The organism is Chitinophagales bacterium (assembly GCA_016787225.1).
Lineage (GTDB): Bacteria > Bacteroidota > Bacteroidia > Chitinophagales > JADJOU01 > CHPMRC01.
In genome coordinates, this window is the sequence record JAEUUY010000011.1 from 252,188 (window position 1) to 273,224 (window position 21,037).

Sequence of the window (21,037 nt, forward strand, 5' to 3'; positions counted from 1 at the left end):
TGCCACGAAGACACTAAGACTCAAAGATGAAGTCATTCTAAAATTTTCAAATTCTAATTTTTCAAATTGTCATATCAGCAATCTGGTTCTTTTCTATTTCTTCCAATTCTTTCAAATAACTATCCGTTTTTCGAACCAACTCTGGTTCACCGAAAGACTGCAATTTGCCCTGTTCATTTAGCACTAGAACTTTATCAACATATTTCAGCGTGGACAATCTATGCGTAATGATCCATACTGTTTTATCCACTGCTTGGCGCATTACATTTTCTAAAACTTTTTTCTCCGTGTTTTTATCCAATGCGGATGTGATATCGTCTAGTATGAGAATATCATGATCTTTGATTAATGTTCTGGCTAATGATAAGCGCTGTTTCTGACCTCCGGAAAGACTAACTCCTTTCTCACCGATTTGGGTATGCATACCTTTAGGTAGAATGGTATGATAGTTCTCAAATCCTGCTAGTTCTAGCACTTGCTCTTTTTCTTCACTGCTCGCTTCCGATTTAGCATAAGCGAGATTCTCACCTAGGTCCATTGAAAATAAAGTGGACTGCTGCATGACATAACCTATTCTGTTGCGAAATGAACTCAACTCATACCGAGCGATATTCTTACTATCCACAGTTATGTTTCCATCACTTAACTGATACAATCTTGTGAGCAGTTTCACTAAACTAGTTTTACCAGACGCAGATTTACCCATGATAGCAAGCTTTTCGCCACCTTTCATTTCAAAAGATATATTCGATAACACTGCTTTGCTAGTTGCATCATACTGAAAAGAAACATTTTCAAAGCGAATATCACCGCACAAATTTTTTGCCAATGTGCCATCTTTACTCTCTACTTGTTGTGCTAATATATCTTGTATTCTATCGATAGCTACGAAGGCCATACTCATTTGTGAGAGCACTCTCCCTGCTTGTTTGATAGGAAACCCCAGCATACTATTATATGTATAAGCCGCCACGAGCGCCCCTAGGCTCATTTCTCCGTTCATTACATAAATGCCTCCTAGTAAAATAAAAATAGCCGTTTGCACATAAAGTAGCATATCATTGACTGGCCAGAATATGGTATGCAGTCGCATATGTTTGAGTCCTACTTTTAGTTTCACTTCATTTTGTTTATTAAACTTTTCCATTTCCGAAGCCATCTGATTATAGACCTTGACCGTCCGAATGCCGTTCAAATTCTCTTGTGCTATATTCGTCAGTTTGTCTGCTTCGTCTTCGTGTTCTTGCCACACCTTACCTTCATAGTTAAAGAACAGATAGGTCGAGATGAAAATAAGAGGTGTCAGCGATACACAGCATAGCGCATATTGCCAGTTAATTTGAAAAAGCATATAGGCCGAGAAAAAAAACAAGGTGAGCAAACGAATCAATTCTATAGTATGATTGGAAATAAAATTCTTTATTGTATCCATATCGCCGGTTGACCGCTGAATGAGTTCCCCTTTATTGAGAATATTGAATGCGCTCATAGGTATTTTTTGAATATGCTCAAAGAGTCGCACACGAAATTCTTGAACTGATTTTTCAGAAGCATTATAACTGATAGCACGCGAGGATAAGATAGTAACACTGCGCAAAGCAGCCATCAACACATACAACCCAGCTAAAATCAAAATCTGATACAGGAGACTGTAGGATCGAAATATTTGTATGAACTGTATTATCCAATTCAATGTGATATCACTTGTTGTCAAATTCTTTTGAAGGAGATAATCAAAGATAACTTGTATAACCTTGGGTTCTAAGGTGCGAATGGCCACACTAATAAAAAGTAACAATAAAGCAATACCGAGAAGCGACAATCGCTTTCGAATAATATTGACTAATAATTTTATACGTTTCATATTTTAGTTTTTATTTTTAATTGCAACGAGCAAAAAAAAAACCGCTGCACAAAAGGGCAGCGGTTTCTATTTTATATATATACACAATACTATCTACGCTGCCTACAGACAATATCTCCATCGTATCTTACCACGGATGTGCATGTATATGGTTTGTGTAAATTTTTCATTTCAGATTTAAAAATTTTGGCAAAGATAAATAGAATATGGAAAAGTGAAAGAATTTTTTATTACTTTACGAATCTAAATTTTATCTTCCATTATGGATTGCTTGTTCAAGAATAGTTTTCTAAAGATTACACATTTTTTAATCGAATTGATACATACACATAGATAGTCTTAGAAATTCTAGCTTAAGTTTGTATGAAAAAATATGAGACAAATAGTAATAATACTAGCTTTTCTTTGTTTTCAAAGTTTAAGTGCTCAGCAAGAGTTCATCTTGGTTGATGCCCTATCAGGAGAACCAATTCCTTTGGCTACTATTTATAATAAGACAAAGAATAAAAGTTTAAAGACAAATGAAATTGGAAAATTTCAGTTAACTAGTAGTACTGTTAATGACAGTTTTGAAATAAGATATCTCGGTTATAAAAGATTAATTTTTTCTAAGAGCTCCATTGATTCATCCAATATAGTAAAGCTCCATCCAAATTCAAAACAAATTGGTGAGATAACCATTCGACCTGGCAATAATGATTACATAGTAGAGCTCATACAAAAAGTCAAAAAAGCTAATGCGAAAATAGAACACAATTCAAAAGCCTACTACCGATTGAAAAGCTATGTAGACGGAGAACAGGTAGAGCTCGTGGAGAGCTATTATAATGCTAAAATCAAAGACTACAATGTAGAACGATTTGATATGAAGACAGGGAGGTTAGGGCTAAAACCAATCAAGAGATTACATCGAGTTTTTACCTCCTTGGAAAGTTCCTATTCTATTTTAGACCTCAAACTGTTTACAAATTCATCAGATATTTATCCCACATCTCCATTGTGGCTCAATAAGAAGAAACTAAAAGAAAAATTTTATATTGATATAGAAGATGTATATGCAAATGAATATAAAGATAGCATATATACCATCTATTTACAACCTAAAAAATTAGAGGAATATTACTTTGCTACGCGGATTTGGCTCAATAAAACCAAATTACAAGTGGAAAAAATTTCTCTTGTATGTCCTGTAGCAGAGCGCTCACCTTTCTTGCCTTTATTTAGTGCAGATAAGATAGAAAATATAGGTTTTGAAATTGTTGCCACCTATCAGGATAAAAAATTTCATCAGATGGAATTCAAATCTAACATAGAATATAGTAGTAGCGGAGAACAAAGTGGATTCAATTCTCGAAGAAAAGCAAATTATACGATTTCTACAGATATGATTTTCTATGCTTATGATTATAATGAAAGTTTTGAGCTTCCTTATTATAACTACAATCCTAATAATTATAAAAAGGATTACTCAACAATTAATGCTTTTCCATACAACGAGTTTTTCTGGAAATACAACGATGAAAGTAGCTTGCTAGATGATAAAAAATTAAATGCCAATTTTTTTAATGACTCTAACGTATTCACGAATAAAACACTATTCACCAATACTACAGATACACGCAAGTTGAGTTTATTTGAATGGCCATACATCCATTGGACAGGTAATAGAATACTTTTAAGGGACAACAAAACGGCAATCCTTCCCCGATTTGATAAAGAGGACTTGGATTCCATTGAAAAGGAATTACGGCATCTTGATTGGTGGGAAAGGGAAATGAAATTAAAGAGAATCTATGGAGCTAATTTTCAGCCCTTTCGTATGACAGCTAATTATTTTGTAGATGTTAATACCTTTGGTGACTCCACAAACTATTTACTTTCTACTGTACTAGACCCTCACAATACACATTGCTTTCTTATGATGGATAGGAAAACGCATTGTGTTATTAATCTCGTTTTTGATTACTACGAAATCTGCAAACGAGATTTAGAAAAAACACTTCATAAAGAAAAACCTAACCATAGTCAAATAAAAAAGTATATTGATCGAACATATGATTGTGCTTCAAAACATCGCATACAACTCGAAAAATTGCTTCAGTGGGAGTATGATAAATCAATACTTCTTCAGCGTTGCGAAACAGTTAAAACTATTCTTGGGATTGATAACCTCCAAATTTTCGAGCCTAGATTAGAATAATACCGCTTTGACATGATTAAGCATATAATTTTATCTATGATAAATTTTTAGTACATTTGTTTAAATTAAAAAAATCATCATGGCTCAAATCACTCTAGGCGGAAACGCTATCAATACCTCTGGAAACATTCCTGCCAATGGCAGTCAAGCTCCAAATTTTAATCTCACCACTGTCGACATGACCGCAGCGAATCTAGATTCCTATGCTGGTAAACGAAAAATTCTCAATATATTTCCCAGTGTAGATACTGGTGTATGCGCTACTTCAGTTCGCACTTTCAATCAACACGCAGCTTCTCTAGACAACTCCGTTGTTCTATGTATTTCACGAGATTTGCCTTTCGCACAGAAGAGGTTTTGTGGTGCTGAAGGAATCAGTAATGTAGTTATGTTATCTGATTTTATTGATGGTAGTTTCGGGAAAAACTATGGTGTAGAAATTATAGATGGCAAATTTACAGGATTACATGCTCGCGCTATTGTGGTGCTAGATGAGAACAATAAAGTATTGCATAGTGAACTAGTTTCAGAAATAGCTCATGAGCCAAGTTATGATGCTGCGCTTAGCGTTTTATAAGTTATTCAAAAAAAGAATATTTCTGTTAATCCTAAGTACAATCTTTGGAGCAGAATTCTATACACAGACCTACGTTGTGAAGATAAAAACAACGGAGGGAATGATTAAAGTTATGCTTTATGATTCTACACCGAAGCATCGGGATAACTTTATCAAACTATGCCGTGAAAAGTTTTATGATAGTTTACTTTTTCATAGAGTGATTAAAGGCTTTGTAGCTCAAGGTGGCGATCCTGTTTCAAAAAATTGTTCAGACACCTTTACATTAGGCGATGGAGATTTAGGCTATACGATTCCTGCAGAATTTGTTACATCCTACTATCATAAGCGAGGAGCCTTTGCGCAAGCTAGAGACGATAGACCTGACATGGCGTCCTCTGCATGTCAGTTTTATATTGTCCAAGGAAAAATAGCCGATGATTCCATTTTGACTAAAGCATATAAAAGGAATAATTATATTCAGCCTTTAGAGCATGAAAAAACATATAGAACAATTGGTGGTATTCCTCATCTGGATATGCGATATACCGTCTATGGCGAAGTGATATCTGGTATGGATATAGTGGACAAGATTTGTTCACTTCCTACTAATAGTAAAGATAGACCTCTGAAAAATATACGAATTATTTCTACAATAGTAAAAAAACGATAAAGGCAGCAGCCCATTTTCGTGGAACTTATCCTTTTATTAAATGAACTTTTTACCCTACTTAAACTTTATAACCGTAGCATAATCAAGTGATAAAAATTTTGTACTATAGTGAATAAATATTCCGTCACCATCTTTATACTTTCTTCTAGCACGCTGAATCAGATTATTCCTTGTCGGACAATACTCTGTAACTACTAAGAATCCTATTTCTACCCTCCCAAGCGTATCGTATGGCATTATAGGTCTGCTATCCGTAAAAACATAAAACCCCTCTATTTGTTCCACTTCTGCTGTTGCTTTATTAGGAATATAACTGTCTGCTTTGAAAGAGAACAGAAAAATAGCTAGTGCACCTAGGAGTAAAATGAAATTTCGATTCATCGCTTATAATAGTTTAAATTAACCTTTCAAAATTGAGAATTTTCACCTTCTTAGAATTTAAAAATTGTGGCTATTGATTACAATAAAAGAGCAATTCAAATAATTTTACAATTTCACTCTCGCCCGCTCCGCCTCTGCTGCACTTTGTTTCCGAGCGGCTAAAGCCTTCCCTTCCTTGAAACGATAAGAAGCCGATAAATTAAAAACTCTAGTATCTAAATAACTCAACCAACTCGCATCGGAGTTATTCAAGCCTTTGATTTCTCCTCCTGGTTGAAAGGTGAAAAATACGTCATTCAATGAGGCTTTAATCGTCAATCGGTCATTATATAATTTCTTAGCTAATGCTATATTGACCATGCCAGCAGGAATAATAACAAACTGTCCAGAAGGAGCAGAAGTCTGATATGATCCTGAAATCTCTGCAGACCATTTGTTAGGCAACTGAAATTGATTCGTAGGGGCTATTTGCCAGTAGGTACCTGAGTTGTCTAGCTGAATATTGTAAAGATTGGCTCTAAACTGGCTATATACTAATTCCGAATGAAACTGTAGTGTCCACCATTTGGTGATAGGTATTCCGCCATCAATAGACATCCCTAGAACTTTTTGTTTCCCTATATTACCTGGACGACTATAGAAGATATTAGAACCTGTCTCTATCGTTTCGGTGATCATGTCTTCTACAGAAGAATAAAAAACTGCTGCCGTAATCACCCCTTTATAGTTATAGGATAGTTCTAGATTGTGAGTAAATGAAGGATTCAAAAACGGATTGCCAGAATAAAGAGTAAATCTATCCAAAGGGTAGGTGAATGGATTCATAGATTGATAATCTGGTCTATCGATTCGGCGACCATAGGAAAATCCGAGTGTATGATATTTCATTGAATCTAGATTATAACTAAAATAGAATGTCGGAAACCAACTCAAATAATTTCTGATAAAACTCGAATCTTTGTTGACCGAATTTCCTTTTTGAACTCCTTTTATACTTGTGTTCTCTGCCCTCAATCCTGATTGAATAGACCAGTTGTTTTTTTCTATATTAAAGTTCAGATATCCAGCAAGAATATTTTCCTTATAGCTAAAATCATTGGAGAATAATTCATTCTTTATTCTTATACTATTAACCTCATCAAAAAAGTTAGCAATATTCTCTGTTTGAACAGAACTTGCTTTCGATCCTGCTTCTATTTTTATGGAACTATTTATGGGATGCAGATAGTCTGCCTTAGCTGAATAAATATTGATATTCGCGGGCAAATCACTCACTAAATTACTTTGACTAATAAAACTAAAATCAGGTCGCCTAAATACACTAAACAAGTTTTGATCATGACGAGAATCATATCTTAGATAGTCCGTATTTAAGGATAATTCCTTACCCATAGAATCAAGTTTTAACTGATAATTCAAATTGAAGCTTAGATTTCTAAATCTTCTATCTGATGGATTCTGAGCACTCGCTAGCTGGACAACTTCTCTTTGATCATTATAGATTTTAGATTCATTCGTTATGAGGTGAATGTCTTTATTTAAAAACCCATTGACAGAAAATCCGAAAGTAGATTTCTTTGATAAATAATAGTCTGCCCCTAGTTTTAGGTTGGTGCCATCTTTTTCAATTTTTAAAAAACTATTCTGATTAAATGCGGAAGCCAAGCTGCCTTTTGAGTCATAATAATTTCGTTTAATAGTAAGATCTTGGTAAAAATTTGTTTCTGAATATGATGCTATGGAATAAAAGTTCCACTTATTAATTCTGTAGTTCAAATTTAAACTATTATTCGTTCTGGCATAGAATCCTTGTCCGTAACTGAGACTTAATGCGCCGCTATATCCTTTAGTACTATTCTTTTTCTGTTTGATATTGATAATGCCTGCATTACCTGCGGCATCATACTTGGCTGGCGGTGCTGTTATAATCTCAATAGTAGCTATAGAACTAGCAGGCAACGATTTCAAATAATTTGCTATATCTGCACTGCTCATATAGGTAGGTTTGTCGTCTATAAATATAAGGACACCCTGCTTTCCCCTCACGGTAATGTTATCATTCATATCGATACTAATACCCGGCGATTTACTCAAAACCTCAAAAGCTGTCAAGCCTGCATTAGATAGAATGGCATTTGGATTTACAACAAGACGATCAATTTTTTTCTGCACGAAACTACTTGTTCCAGATATTTGAACGGTAGCTAATGATTTTGACATTCTTCTTTTTAAAACTATTTCTCGTAGAATTTTATTCTCTTTTATAGCTAGATTATAAATTAAGTTGTCTTCTGCTCCATTTGCCTGTATCTTTAGCATGTAGATGTCAGGATTTAACTGATCTAAAAAAAAGATTTCCATAGAATCGATGAGTGTCGTCCTATACAAAGAACTGTCGCGCTGTAGAAATAAACTAACTATACCATCTTGAAGTTCTGAATGATCCTCCATAGTGACCTTTCCCTGTATAGAAAATGTGGTTTGCGATACAAGATTGGGCATATATCCTAGGGATATAAGACAAATTAAAACTGTTTTGTTCATGTATTAATATTTAAAATAGAGTTTGTGATAGGCTCTAGGGGAAATTCCAAAATTCTTCTTAAACGTTTTACTAAAGGTAAATAAATCTGAAAAGCCAGCATCGAGGGCTATCTCTGTCATATTTTTAGTATCATTTTGTATTTCTTCTTCGGCATACTTTAATCTTCTTTGCAATAAGTATTGATAAGGACTGATATTCATTATTTTTTTAAACATGCGAAAGAAATGGTATTCAGAGATACAACACTTTCTAGCAACACTTTCCATATCTAAATCACTCTTAAAAGCTTCATCTATATGCTGTTTAGCAGCTTCTATTTTTTTGTAGATTTCATTTTTTGTAGAGACTTTGACAGCATCAATATTTTGAAGTTTTTGATAAATGGGGAGATGATCTTCTACTAATTTTTCGGCGAGAGTATAATAAAGATCTTTCGATATATGCATTTGTTCACGATTGAATTCATGAAATTTTTTATCTAAGGCTATCAGGTAGTTTCCTAAAATAGTTTTATGCGCATCGTATTTATTATCTAAAAAGCTGGCTGAATTAAAAAATGTTTCTAACTCACTAATAGAGACCTCTTTGTTGTCCTCTTGCAGAAATTCTAAAACTTCTGATATCAATTTAAAATCTAGGTCTATACATATTCCTTTGGTAGGTTTATTAATCTCGATAGACCCTTTGAAATGATGATTAGCCAGAATATACTGCTTGGCTTGCACCTTATATATACTTTCATTGATTCTATATATTTCTTCACCATCCACTACATACTTCATACTAAATCTTTTTGACGACAAAATAGCCTCGGTTTGTAGCTGATCAAAAAAGGAAATATCAATTAGATTCTCCCCTTCTCTGTGGAGTATTTGACATTCATTAAGATTTATTCGGGTTAGCAAACTCATACTAGTACAAAGATAGATTCATATTAGACTTCTATTTTGTCAATTTCTGCGAAAAGAAGTGATACAGAGTTAAAATAAGCTAAGCCATCTTAAAATCACTTAGTTATTTTTGTACAGATTAAGAATTAGAAAGACGATGACCATTGAAGAATTTATACGCCTAGCCATTCTAGAAGATACCCAGGACCCCAATGGTGTGATTCCTCAGGGAGACCATAGCGCACTTAGCTGTCTAAATCCCAAAGAAAAAAAACGAGCGCGATTGATTATCAAAGATGCTGGAATCATAGCAGGCTTAGATATTGCTAAAAACATATTTCAAGAAGTAGATAAAAATCTTGAAGTACAGATATTGCTTAAAGATGGCGATGAATTGAATTATGGTGATATTGGTTTAGAAGTTCATGGGAGTGCAACTTCAATTTTACTTGCGGAAAGATTGGTGCTCAATACTATGCAGCGCATGAGTGGTATAGCGACAAAAACTCGCCAATTTGCCAAGCTCATAGCGCATACAAAATGTAAAGTTTTAGATACCAGAAAAACAACCCCAAATTTTCGCTACTTTGAAAAATTAGCTGTCAAAATAGGTGGTGGCGTCAATCATCGTTTTGGATTGTACGATATGATTATGCTGAAAGATAATCACGTGGATTACTGTGGTGGCATAGCCCCAGCAATAACTCGAGCCAAAGAATATATTAAAGAAATAGGAGTAAACCTTCCTATCGAAGTAGAAACTCGGAATTTAGATGAAGTCAAACAAGTTTGCGAAGCAGGAGGTGTTTATCGTATTATGCTAGATAATTTTTCGGTAGAGAAGTGTAAAGAAGCGGTCGATTTTGTAGCAGGGAAAATACCATTGGAAGCCAGTGGAGGCATAACCCTTGAAACTATAGTGAGTTATGCAGAGACAGGTGTAGACTATGTATCCGTAGGTAGTCTCACGTATTCATATAAAAGTTTAGATATTAGTTTAAAAGCATATTAAAATGTTTAATTTTGAATTCTCAATTCTAAGCAACAGAGTGAAAAATTAAATTCGTGCATTCGTGGCAACACCTAAGAAAAAAATTCTTTTTATCGTCAACAATCTCTCTGGTACGGTATCGCAGTATAATATCCCTAAGTGCATCGATATGTTTCTGGATAATGATAACTATGAAGCCAAGCTATTATTTATAGATGCCCAAATGACTGAGGAGCTTTATGAAGCTAAGCTTAGTGAAAATTGGGATATGATAGTATCAGTTGGTGGGGATGGCACCCTACTAGAACTCGGTCAGCGATTGATAGATAGAGATATACCTATAGCCATAGTTCCTGTTGGAAGTGGTAATGGAATAGCTACACATGTAGGCTATAAACCGAGGGATATTCGTGCAGCTTTTGATGCTATAAATGCTGCTAAAACCAAAGCAATAGACGTAGCACAAATCAATGACCAATTTTTCTTTAGCAATTTTGGTATGGGCTTGGATGCTAAGGTGGCTAAGGATTTTAAGATTAAAAAAAAACGTTCCCTTTTTGTTTATGCCTATCTGACTTTACGCAGAGTTTTCAAACTCAAAGCCAAAATTATCAAGTATAAATTAGGAGAAAAAGAATATGAAGTTTCAACCTATCTCTTCAATATTTTCAACTCAAATCTTTACGGATACAATATAGGATTATTGCCTTGGGCGAGTGCATTTGATGGTGAACTCGATGTCGTCTATCTCAAAAGCGTGGCGTTCTGGAGACTGCCGTGGGCTAGTTTTTGTATTTTAATCAAAAAACCACAATGGAGTTCAGCCCTAGAATTTTTCACTACTAAGGAAATTACAATCATCAACTTTAAGAATAAAAAAATGGGCTATCAGGTAGATGGTGACCCTAAGAAATCGAAAAGAGATGATCTGATAATTAAAGTCTTGCCGAGTAAATTGAAATTAGTAGTTCCTTGTTAATACACCTTCTCCTTAAAATACTTCACAATCTTCTGTTTAAGAAAAGCTTCTTGCTCTTTTATAAACATAGCTGATAATGGTTGTAAATCTCTAAAATGAGGCCATCCATCAGCGTCTGTATACTCGTATTCATAATATTCTCCGAGCAGTAGGGTACACATTCCTATGTGCATCAGGTCTTGCTTCTCCTCTTTTTCAAATTCTCTGATTGTTCCGAATTCATTGAGTCCTATCAAGAATAGACAAACCTGAATATCTGGTTTCTTCTCGAAATGTCTTTCTACGTATTGCCTCACCTCCGCCCAATCTTTCATGAGCTGGATATCAGCATCGGATTTATTTTCGAATAATAAAGGCATGATTAACGAATAACTAACAACGAATAGTTTATCATTTGATTGTTCGTCGTCTTGAAGGAAGATAGAAAAAGCCAAGGTAACATAAGCAAAACTTATTCGCTATTAAGTTATTACCTATTCGCTAAGTAAATTAATCTTGTCTAACTCTTTTAGAGCGCGAGCGAGTCACTTTTGGTGCTTCCTCTACTGGCTTATTCATATCTTCTAGTTCCCTTTCTTTTGAATAAACGAAGATTCGACCACAGTTTTCACAAACTAACACTTTCTTTCTTTGCTTGATTTCAAGTTGTCTTTGTGGTGGTATTTTTGCAAAGCATCCTCCACAGGAGTCTCTATCTATAGTTACTATGGCTAGACCATTTCTATAGGTTTTTCTAATTCTATTATAACCAGATAACAATCTCTCGTCTACTAGCTTTTTAGCTGCTTCACTCTGCTTTACTAAACTAGCGAGCTCCGAGTCTGTTTCTGCCTCTATTACTTTAAGTTCTTCTTGCTTCAGAGCTAAATCATCTTTTTTAGCTGCAATTAATTTCGCTACCTCATCTACTCGAATCGAGAAGGAATTCTTTTTCTCATTGAAGTCTTTCAATTTTTTGTCGCATAGTTCTATCTCCAATTTCGCTAATTCGATTTCCTTGCTAATAGATTCGAACTCTCTGTTGTTTTTAACAGAATTCTGTTGCTTTTCTAATTTTGTTATTAGAAGTTTGGTTTCTTCCTTGATTCTCTGTCTATCGCTGATTCCTTCTTCTATTTCAGCTAATTCTGAATCCAGATTGCCTTTTCTCGTCATCAATCCCGCCATTTCATCCTCCATATCTTGCACCTCCATAGGGAGCTCGCCTTTTATGAAGTTGATTTTATCGATTTTAGAATCTATTTGCTGTAGAGCATAAAGTGCTTCTAATCTTTCTTCTACACTTGCTTCACTTTTCTTAGTAGCTGTTGCTTTTGCGCACATATCTTATAAATAATTTACTGGGTTTGTATTGACCTTAGAAATTTGGGACTGCAAAGATAGTGCATTTTTCTCCAAATAGTTTAAAATTAGTTCGTTAGTAAACTGCTCAGACTCATAGTGCCCGATATCTATATAACTGATTTGCTCCTCATTATCAAACCATTCGTGATACTTAAAGTCAGCGCTGAGATAGACATCTGCACCAGCGCTAGCTGCCTCGAATCGCAGAAAACTACCCGAACCACCACAGAGAGCAACCGTCTTTATAGGTCGATCTAATTTGCTATATTTTAAGGATTTAAGTAAAAACGCATCCTTGATTTGATGTAAAAATGTTTCAAGTTTCATTTCTTGTTGGAGTTCCCCTATCAGCCCAGACCCTACTTGGTTATGTCTATTTTCGATAGAATAAATATCATAAGCCACCTCTTCATAAGGGTGTGCGTTGAGCATAGCCTGAATCACTTTATTCTCTAAATGAACAGGAAATACGGTTTCAAATCGTTGTTCGCATAAATTTTCAAGCGTCATAGCCTTGCCAATAGCGGGGCTAGATAATTCATTTCCCATAAAACTGCCCCTGCCTTCAGTCGAAAATCCGCAGTGACTATAATTTCCTATATGACCAGCCCCAGCGTCAAAGATAGCTTGGCTCACCTTTTCAATGGCTTCACTGGGCACAAAACAGACCAATTTTCGGAGATGGTTCTTTTTTGGACTCAGAATTTTGCAATTTAATAAACCTAACTTCTCCGCCATCATATGATTTACACCAGTATGAATATTATCCAGGTTAGTATGAATAGCATAGATAGCGATATCATTCTTAATCGCTTTAATGATTGTTCGCTCTACATAGTTTTTTCCCGTCAATTTTTTTAGGCCTGAGAATATGATGGGGTGATGGGCTATGACTATATTGCAGCGTTCTCGAATTGCTTCTTCTATAACCTCCTCCGTGCAATCTAGGCAGATAAGTGCCTTAGAAATTTCCCAAAGCGGTGAACCAGTCAGCAGTCCAGCATTATCATAGGATTCTTGATAGACGGATGGTGCCCATTGTTCTAGTATGGAAATGAGTTCTCTAATAATCATAACTCAGATTCAAGTATAGATTCTATTCTTTCCAATCCTCCCCTTTTCAATGGTTGATTGGGATTGAGGGTATTCGATAAAATAACAACTATTGTATTTTTTAGTGGAGATATAATAATATACTGACCTATAAGGCCTTGGGCATGAATGCCATCTTTAAAGTAGGTAACCATACTATATTTTTTCACTTCATCTTTCTGGTCTTTAGATATCGCTTCAGGATTAATAGCATGAATTGTACGATCTACTTTAATAATATTTGGATTATTAAGCACAAATTTCTGCATAGCGATACTATCATTGAATATTTTATATCCAATATTGCTCCACCATTGGTTTTTGTATCCTTCTGTTGTTTTTCTATTATCAAGGTTAAGATTCGTTTCAACCCATTCCTTGCTCACCAATTGCGTGCCTTGCCAATTTCCTTTATTTAAAATTAGTCTGCCAAATTTCGCATAATCTCGCGCACTCAAATTCATGCAGCAAAATGCTCTCAATGATTTGTGTTTTTCATCGTCGTATATCCAAGTAGCATCATGCTCTAGCTGCAATGGTTTATGTAATTTTTCGTAATAATAGTCTTGTAACTTGCGACCCGTGGCGCGCTCTACAATCATTCCTAACAATTGTGTATTGATACTTTTGTATTCAAATTTTTGATTGGGTTCTTTTTCTATAGAAATTCGCAAGGCTTTACCATTGACATTCTTCCCGAATCCCAATCGTAAAACGTCGCTCATTGGATTGAAATAATTTTCCGAACTCTTAATCCCACTGCGCATATTGAGCACATGCTGTATGGTTATTTTTTGAAATCGGATATCGCGCTTCAATAATTCTGGAAGATAAATCGTTATCGGATCGTTTAAGCTTTTTATTTTTCCTTCTTCGACTGCCATCGCTACTAAGGCACTGACATAGGATTTCGCCACAGAAAAAGAATGAATCAGAGTGCTATCCGCAATTTTATTATTGTAGAATTCATACAAGATAGAATCATTTCGAATAACTAAAAAAGCATATCTATTCGAACCATATAGCAAACTATCAAGTTCGGCTTTAATAGCGGGCTTCATTGATCCTTGATAAAATTTAAAAGGTTGTTCGCTTCGTTGAAATTTCACCATAGGGAATTCATCCAATTTTTCCAATGGATATTTTTTATACTTCATAGCCTTGAAGAAATAGCAAGAGGAGAGATTGAATACAAGAGTAAAAAAAACTAAGTAGGCTAGATGCCTGATCTGTAAATTGATAACTTTCATTTTAAATTATTAATTACCTAGTGCGATACATTTTCAAAATCAGCAGGATTGTGTTTATGCTTGAATAGAATAAAAAATAGAATAGCCATGATGAATGCATAGCTAGAAAAAACCAGCCATATTTGAGACCATTGTCTTACTTTATCAATCGTGTACATATCGACAACATATCCGCTAAAATAACCTCCTAGAATAATACCAATTCCATTAGTAGCCATTAGGTAAAGTCCTTGTGCACTCGAACGAATTTTAGCATCGGTTTCTTTTTCAACAAATAAAGATCCAGAAATGGTAAAGAAATCAAATGCCATTCCATACACAATATTAGACAAAATTATCAAGATTAGTCCAGTTCCTGGATTGCCTATACTAAATAAAGCGAATCGGAGAAACCAAGCTATCATGGCCATCAGCATAACTTTTTTTATTCCAAATTTTTTAAGAAAGAATGGAATCGAGAGAATAAAGACGGTCTCTGATATTTGGGAAATGGACATGAGAAAGCCTGGATGTTGCACTCCGAATGAATTCGAATATTCTTCTATGCTCTTGAAGCTAACTAAAAAATCTTGACCGAAAGCGTTCGTGATTTGCAAAGCAGCTCCTAATAAAACTGCAAAGACAAAAAAGATAACCATTTTGGAACTCTTAAATAAAACCAATGCATCCAAACCTAAAGCTGAAGTGAGACTTTTAGCATTGTCAGGTTGAGTTTCACAAGCAGGAAGAGAAAAGGCGTACATTCCCAAAGCAATTGAAGATATAGCGCCAAGATATAATTGGTAATTATTGGCTGTCCATCCCATAAAATCAACTATCCACATAGCTAATATAAAACCTATGGTGCCCCATACACGAATATTAGGAAAATCTTTGATAACATCAAATCGGCTTTTAGACAATATATGGTAGGAGATAGAATAACAAAGTGATATAGTAGGCATGTAAAAGAGGGAATTCAAAAGCATAGCTCGATACATCTCACTAGGAGAAGAGACATTTGCTGCCCAGACTAATGTAAGTCCACCTAAAACATGACATATCCCATACAATTTTTCTGCATTTAAATATTTATCGGCTACGATGCCCATAATTGCTGGCATTATAAAGGCTGCGATGCCAAGTGTAGTAAATACAGCTCCAATTTCTCCTCCACTAAAATTAAGCGAAGTAAGATAAGTGCCTATAGAAGTCAGCCATGAACCCCAGAGAAAAAACTGCAAGAAATTCATTACTGTTAAGCGCAATTTGATAGACATACAGATAACATTTTAAGTGGCTAAGATAGTTGTTTTGAAGTGAGAAGTGAGATATTAGAAGTAAGATGTTAGAAATTAGAAGCTAGAAACTAGTTGTGAGTTACTAGTTACAAGTTCTCGAATTAATATACAATCTGACATAGAAAATTGTAATTAACTAAACTATAACCTATCTCCTATTCAATTCCTCTTGTATCTTGGCTGCCATTTCATAGTCTTCTCTACCTATGGCTTCTTTGAGCATAGATTTTAGTCGCGATGTCTCGATTTGTGCTAAGTCTTGATTATTTGAAGACTTGTGAGGGTGTTCCACTTTATCGGCATAGCTTTGTTGGATATCTTCAAAAACTTCTTCAACAGCTAGTATAGGTTTTTCCATTTTCAAAGCTAAACATATCGCATCCGATGGTCTGCAATCTATATATTTAATATGTCCAAAATTGTCTTCCAATACCGCATGCGCATAATAAACACCATCTTCATATTTGTAAATAACTATGTGCTTGAGCATGATTTCAAAATCATTCAAAATCATTTGAACGAAATGATGGGTAAGTGGTCGAGTAGTGATAATTTTTTCTGACGAAATAGCCATAGCCTGTGCTTCAGCACCTCCTACAATGATTTGAAATTTGCGAACACCTCCAATCTCCTTGAGCACTACATTATAACCGTTGCGTGTAGAAAAGCTAGTGGAGATAGATTGAATTTCGAGAGGAACCATTTTTATAGCTAATAATTAATTAGTTAATAACTAATAGGTGTTATTAATTTTAGTTAGATTCAAATACCTACTAATAACATACCTTGAATAATCAACTATTCGTTATTCATTATTAGCTATTAGTTAGTTAAGTGGAGGATAATCCCGCTCGTGCGGGAAACCTATGACCACATTTTTAGGTGGAGGATAACGGATTCGAACCGATGGCCTCTTGCATGCCATGCAAGCGCTCTACCAACTGAGCTAATCCCCCAAATAATTCCGCTTGCATGCAAGCCCTCTACCAATCCTGACGATAAATGTCAGTATTGATCCCCTCAAAATATGAAAGACAAATATAGCAAATTAAATTTGAAGGTTTTTATTTAGATTTGTGATTAAAATATACGGAATGTCTATACTAAATCAAAGTTCTGCTCCAAAGATTATTGATAGGCTAAACAATTTAAAGCCTGACACTCAACCTCAATGGGGCAAGATGAATGCCGCTGAAATGTTGTTGCATTGCAGAAAAGCTATAGAAATACCATTAGGTAAGCATCAGCTAAACCCCAATTTTTTCTTCAAATTATTTTTTGGTAAGTGGATAAAGTCAGCAGTTGTAGGAGATAAGCCGTTTCAAAAAGATTCTCCTACGTCTCCCGATTTTTTAGTGAATGACAAAGGACTTGATTTTGAAAAAGAAAAACAAGCCTTGCTTGAAGACATTCATACTTTTGTTCATACAACCGATGACATTCTAGACCAAAGACCGCATGGACTCTTCGGCTCTATGACAGCGCATGAGTGGCGCAAAGGCCAATGGAAGCATTTGGATCATCATTGGAGGCAGTTTGGGGTGTGAGGACATATCTCTAACGAACAATTTGCAATTTATTAGTAGCTACCCTTTGTCCATCCTGCTCTAAAGAATAAAAATAGGTGCCAGATGGCAAATCTAGTGTTGAGATTGTCATGCTATTCCTACCTAATATTGATTCCGCATTATATACTTTTATAATCTGCCCTATTATTGAATGCATAATTATACGGCTCGATTTATTCGTTAAAGCTTTAGTATAATTTATATTAATAAAATCATTCGTTGGATTTGGATAGGCCCATAATTCAGTATTATTTTTATCAAGATCTGCTATACTTGAAGAATTACAGTTTGTTGTATTATCGCTACTTATTTTTTCTATCGAAGTGGAATCTATTGAAACTTCAAAAGTTCTGTCCCAGCCAGCGACAGATTGATTGCCATGCATAAAATATGCTAAACTATCTGATGCAATAGAAGAACATAAAAGCGTATCAAACACTTTGCTAGTATTTAATCTAGTCGGATTAGAAAAAATTTGAATTCTATGTGCATTCATCTGTTTTATGTATCTGAAATAATACTTAACACCTGTTGTTAAGTTTAGACCATAAATATCTCTAGAAAAAGAATTGGGACAAGTTGATGTATTATTTTGAAAAGAGTTTAGTCCTTTCAGCTGCAGTGATATAAAACCATCCCCGAGTGAAACACAAATTGATGAATTCTTTTTACAATCGTAACTATAATCGGAATTTCGAGTCACGTAGGGTTGATTTGAATTTTGACACAGTGAAAACAAAATTAATCCATTTTGATTGCTCAGGTTTTGGCTTACCTTGAAATCAATATCTACTTTCAATCTATCGGTATTTCTCAATGTAGTTCCGAGAGATCTATATATTCTTGCATTTGATTGATCGGGATTTGATAGAGACCATGTCGTATTTGATATCAAAAGACCACTATTCAAGTTAATCTGATTGTCCACATCATCGAGTTCAGACCATATTGCAGAATTAGTGTAATTATCTGTTAAAACTATTTGACTATTTCCGATTAAGACAATTGTAGATAAGAATATTGATAGAATTAATTTTTTCATAATTTATACATTTAGATATAGCTCAAGGACTATAGAATTAATAATTTATACAAAAATAACTCATTTAATTCAGGCAAATATTTTTCTTGTGAACGTAGCTATTTTTATTGTAAGCGTAATTTTATAAGTTTATTCACCCTAGTTTATAGATTTTGATTCTGATGAAAAAAGGTCACCCACCAATGGCAGACGACCTTTCTCGATTTTCAAATGTTGTTGTTTTTGTTTTATTTTATAATCTGGAGTCTTTTGGTGTCTATGACACGCTCCCCTGCTACTAGTGTATAGAGATAGGTGCCATTAGCTAAGTCTCCTAAATTGATTTTAACAGACCCCGCACCTTTTTTAGTATCTAGTTTTACTGACATCAATTGCTTGCCATCTTGGCTAGATACAGTGATAGATGCATCTCTATATTCTCTAGATAAGTGATAGTTTATCAATGCTTCATTGTCTGTAGGATTAGGAATAGACTGAAAAAGAACATTTGAATCAGAGCTAGAACCAGCTTTTTTCAGACCTTCACAGCCACTCTCACATAACTGAGCGATCGTTTTTTCTAATAGTGCAAATTTCTCTTCCATCTTTGCTATCTTAGCTTTAAGTTCTTCATTCTCAATCACAGCATTATTTTGCTTTTCTACTTTAGCGTTGAGTTCTTTGATGGCCTGTATAGTAATTGGAATAAAACCATCATAATCCATTGCCATGAATCCTTTTGAGTTTAAAGGCTTATGAACAAGACTTGGTAGTACTTTTTCAACTTCTTGTGCTTTAAAACCAAACCTATTTGTCATTCCATTCATGTTTGGATGCTTATTAATGTTTAAACCTTTAATATTAGTTGTATCGCCAGGAAAATCTGAAAAGTCATAATCATATTGATAGGGATTTAATAATTTCAATTTCTCAATCGCATTTTCGATTGGCATAAAATTTTTCTTTAATCTTTCGTCCGAAAATGTTGCCCATCCATCTGATAACCCCCATCCTCTTACTTGAAATTTATGCCAATTCCAGGTTAGTGATTTAGCCCACGTCGGAGTATTGCCAATATCAACTCCTACCTTGTCGTCTGATAAAAAAAGTTTGTAATTTCCGTTATTAGCTGAAGGCCACGGTTTCCAAAAATTTAATCCACCATCAAACTCCTCTATTCCCCAACGATTCTCAGTAGTGTTATTTGTAATCTTGCCAAACATTAAAGACTTACCTTCATTAAGTGTTAAATTACCTGAACTACCCAATTTCAAATTTAGCTTTTTGTTAGTTCTGAAATTCAAATCTATATTATTCCTAGTTCCCAAAAAATTAGCCGATGTTATGCCATTGTTGCCTGTTTTACTCCAACTGCAAGGGTCTTCGCATCCTGGAGGACAGTTATCCACAATATTTGCTGTAGCTGTACTAACACAGTTGTTTACTGTAGCTGTAACGGTATATGTTCCCGGTATAGATACGCTTAGATTTGCTCCATTTGTTGGAGGATTATTCCATACGAAAGTGCCACCTGGAGCCACAGCCGTCAATGTTATTGGTTGGTCGTCTAATTCACAGACCCCAGTCGGACCATTTATCGTCACAGAAGGAAATGCATTGATGGTAGGGTCTACTATAGTTGAAGGATTGTCAACAAACAAATCGTCCACTTCGATTATTCCTCCATTAACGCCAGCCCAAGGGTGATTTCCATGTTGTATAAAGTTCAAATTGGAAGGTGTAACTGGAGAACAAAATACCTGATTAAGTAATTCAGCACCAGTGATAGGATTTAAAACCCTAAATCTATATCTATTCCCGATTTGAGTGAGCTCAATTCTCCTATCTACATTTAATTGATTGTTAAAGTTAATCTGTTGCTGGAAAATAGGGTTGCAAGTTGCATTATTTTGTGTTACTGCATTGTTTGGTTTTATTTGAATGAAAAATGCATTTCCATTCATATTTATTGTAATCGAAGAATTTTGATTACAGTTGAAAGTTGTATTTGTAAGCCTAGTAACAAGAGATTGGGTGTTATTTTCTGTAATTGCCAAAACGGTAGTCCCAGTTTGTAAAGCAGTAGTAATTCGATATGTAACAGCTACACGAAAATTAGGACTGGTAGAAATTAATCCATTAAGATTTCTAGAACATCTGAGGTTTGATTGAGCAATATTAACAAGCGCGTCATTCCATGTTAAATTCCAGCCTAATCTTCCTGCATTAAAAGTCATTCTTGCTCTAGGGTCATCAAATTCAGTCCACAACGCTGCATTGTTGTAGTTGTCCGTAATCTGAGAAGACATACTGATTTGAGAAATTAGCATTAAAATTAAAAATAATTTTTTCATAATTGTAAATTTTAAAATTAAATAATACCGCAAAAATGCAGAATAGGCA

18 protein-coding genes and 1 tRNA gene are annotated in these 21,037 nt (G+C 34.8%); 6 read left to right on the forward strand and 13 right to left on the reverse strand.

Annotated elements, in window-relative coordinates:
- Nucleotides 1-61 precede the first annotated feature (61 nt).
- Complete coding sequence (locus JNL75_04255; protein MBL7789029.1) at nt 62-1,864, reverse strand: ABC transporter ATP-binding protein; 1,803 nt, start codon at nt 1,862-1,864, stop codon at nt 62-64.
- A 373-nt stretch (nt 1,865-2,237) separates the two neighbouring features.
- Between JNL75_04255 and JNL75_04260 the strand changes: the two genes are divergently transcribed.
- From JNL75_04260 to JNL75_04270, 3 genes are all read left to right on the forward strand, one after another.
- Nucleotides 2,238-4,064 (forward strand): hypothetical protein, encoded by a 1,827-nt coding sequence (locus tag JNL75_04260; GenBank protein ID MBL7789030.1) that lies wholly within the window; start codon nt 2,238-2,240, stop codon nt 4,062-4,064.
- Between the two features lie 79 nt (nt 4,065-4,143).
- On the forward strand, nt 4,144-4,641 hold the full coding sequence (gene tpx / locus JNL75_04265) for a thiol peroxidase (protein ID MBL7789031.1): 498 nt from the start codon (nt 4,144-4,146) through the stop codon (nt 4,639-4,641).
- Between the two features lie 76 nt (nt 4,642-4,717).
- Nucleotides 4,718-5,293, forward strand: a complete 576-nt coding sequence (locus JNL75_04270; GenBank protein MBL7789032.1) for a peptidylprolyl isomerase — start codon at nt 4,718-4,720, stop codon at nt 5,291-5,293.
- Nucleotides 5,294-5,347: 54 nt separating this feature from the next.
- Here the strand turns inward: JNL75_04270 and JNL75_04275 are convergent, their stop codons facing one another.
- The 3 genes from JNL75_04275 to JNL75_04285 form a co-directional block, all read right to left on the reverse strand.
- Nucleotides 5,348-5,674 (reverse strand): hypothetical protein, encoded by a 327-nt coding sequence (locus JNL75_04275; protein MBL7789033.1) that lies wholly within the window; start codon nt 5,672-5,674, stop codon nt 5,348-5,350.
- Nucleotides 5,675-5,779: 105 nt separating this feature from the next.
- Nucleotides 5,780-8,218, reverse strand: coding sequence for a TonB-dependent receptor (locus tag JNL75_04280; protein MBL7789034.1), 2,439 nt, complete (start codon nt 8,216-8,218; stop codon nt 5,780-5,782).
- 3 nt (nt 8,219-8,221) lie between these two features.
- Nucleotides 8,222-9,001: a helix-turn-helix transcriptional regulator gene (locus tag JNL75_04285; GenBank protein MBL7789035.1), complete on the reverse strand. Its 780-nt coding sequence runs from the start codon at nt 8,999-9,001 to the stop codon at nt 8,222-8,224.
- 265 nt (nt 9,002-9,266) lie between these two features.
- Here JNL75_04285 and nadC point away from each other — a divergent pair, with 265 nt between their 5' ends.
- Complete coding sequence (nadC, locus tag JNL75_04290) at nt 9,267-10,121, forward strand: carboxylating nicotinate-nucleotide diphosphorylase (GenBank protein ID MBL7789036.1); 855 nt, start codon at nt 9,267-9,269, stop codon at nt 10,119-10,121.
- Nucleotides 10,122-10,182: 61 nt separating this feature from the next.
- Nucleotides 10,183-11,079 carry an NAD(+)/NADH kinase gene (locus JNL75_04295; GenBank protein MBL7789037.1) on the forward strand — a complete coding sequence of 299 codons (897 nt, stop codon included), beginning with the start codon at nt 10,183-10,185 and terminating at the stop codon, nt 11,077-11,079.
- On the opposite strand, the gene JNL75_04300 is transcribed toward JNL75_04295, so the two are convergent.
- The 7 genes from JNL75_04300 to JNL75_04330 all read right to left on the reverse strand — a co-directional run bounded on the left by JNL75_04300 (nt 11,076) and on the right by JNL75_04330 (nt 17,001).
- Nucleotides 11,076-11,393, reverse strand: a complete 318-nt coding sequence (locus JNL75_04300) for a hypothetical protein (protein ID MBL7789038.1) — start codon at nt 11,391-11,393, stop codon at nt 11,076-11,078. The genes JNL75_04295 and JNL75_04300 overlap by 4 nt on opposite strands.
- Nucleotides 11,394-11,568: 175 nt before the next feature.
- On the reverse strand, nt 11,569-12,402 hold the full coding sequence (locus JNL75_04305) for a hypothetical protein (GenBank protein ID MBL7789039.1): 834 nt from the start codon (nt 12,400-12,402) through the stop codon (nt 11,569-11,571).
- A 3-nt stretch (nt 12,403-12,405) separates the two neighbouring features.
- A complete protein-coding gene (locus tag JNL75_04310; GenBank protein MBL7789040.1) occupies nt 12,406-13,497 on the reverse strand; it encodes a Nif3-like dinuclear metal center hexameric protein in 1,092 nt (363 codons plus the stop codon).
- A complete protein-coding gene (locus tag JNL75_04315; protein ID MBL7789041.1) occupies nt 13,494-14,765 on the reverse strand; it encodes a serine hydrolase in 1,272 nt (423 codons plus the stop codon). The genes JNL75_04310 and JNL75_04315 overlap by 4 nt, the downstream gene beginning before the upstream one ends.
- 17 nt (nt 14,766-14,782) lie before the next feature.
- Nucleotides 14,783-16,024 (reverse strand): nucleoside permease, encoded by a 1,242-nt coding sequence (locus JNL75_04320; protein ID MBL7789042.1) that lies wholly within the window; start codon nt 16,022-16,024, stop codon nt 14,783-14,785.
- Nucleotides 16,025-16,193: 169 nt separating this feature from the next.
- Nucleotides 16,194-16,748: a bifunctional nuclease family protein gene (locus JNL75_04325; GenBank protein MBL7789043.1), complete on the reverse strand. Its 555-nt coding sequence runs from the start codon at nt 16,746-16,748 to the stop codon at nt 16,194-16,196.
- Between the two features lie 180 nt (nt 16,749-16,928).
- Nucleotides 16,929-17,001, reverse strand: a tRNA-Ala gene (locus JNL75_04330).
- Between the two features lie 138 nt (nt 17,002-17,139).
- On the opposite strand from JNL75_04330, the gene JNL75_04335 reads away from it, so the two are divergent.
- Nucleotides 17,140-17,592: a DUF1569 domain-containing protein gene (locus tag JNL75_04335; GenBank protein MBL7789044.1), complete on the forward strand. Its 453-nt coding sequence runs from the start codon at nt 17,140-17,142 to the stop codon at nt 17,590-17,592.
- 10 nt (nt 17,593-17,602) lie between these two features.
- On the opposite strand, the gene JNL75_04340 is transcribed toward JNL75_04335, so the two are convergent.
- Together JNL75_04340 and JNL75_04345 are read right to left on the reverse strand one after the other, a co-directional pair.
- Nucleotides 17,603-18,655, reverse strand: a complete 1,053-nt coding sequence (locus JNL75_04340) for a T9SS type A sorting domain-containing protein (protein MBL7789045.1) — start codon at nt 18,653-18,655, stop codon at nt 17,603-17,605.
- Between the two features lie 227 nt (nt 18,656-18,882).
- On the reverse strand, nt 18,883-20,988 hold the full coding sequence (locus tag JNL75_04345) for a tail fiber domain-containing protein (protein MBL7789046.1): 2,106 nt from the start codon (nt 20,986-20,988) through the stop codon (nt 18,883-18,885).
- Nucleotides 20,989-21,037 lie beyond the last annotated feature (49 nt).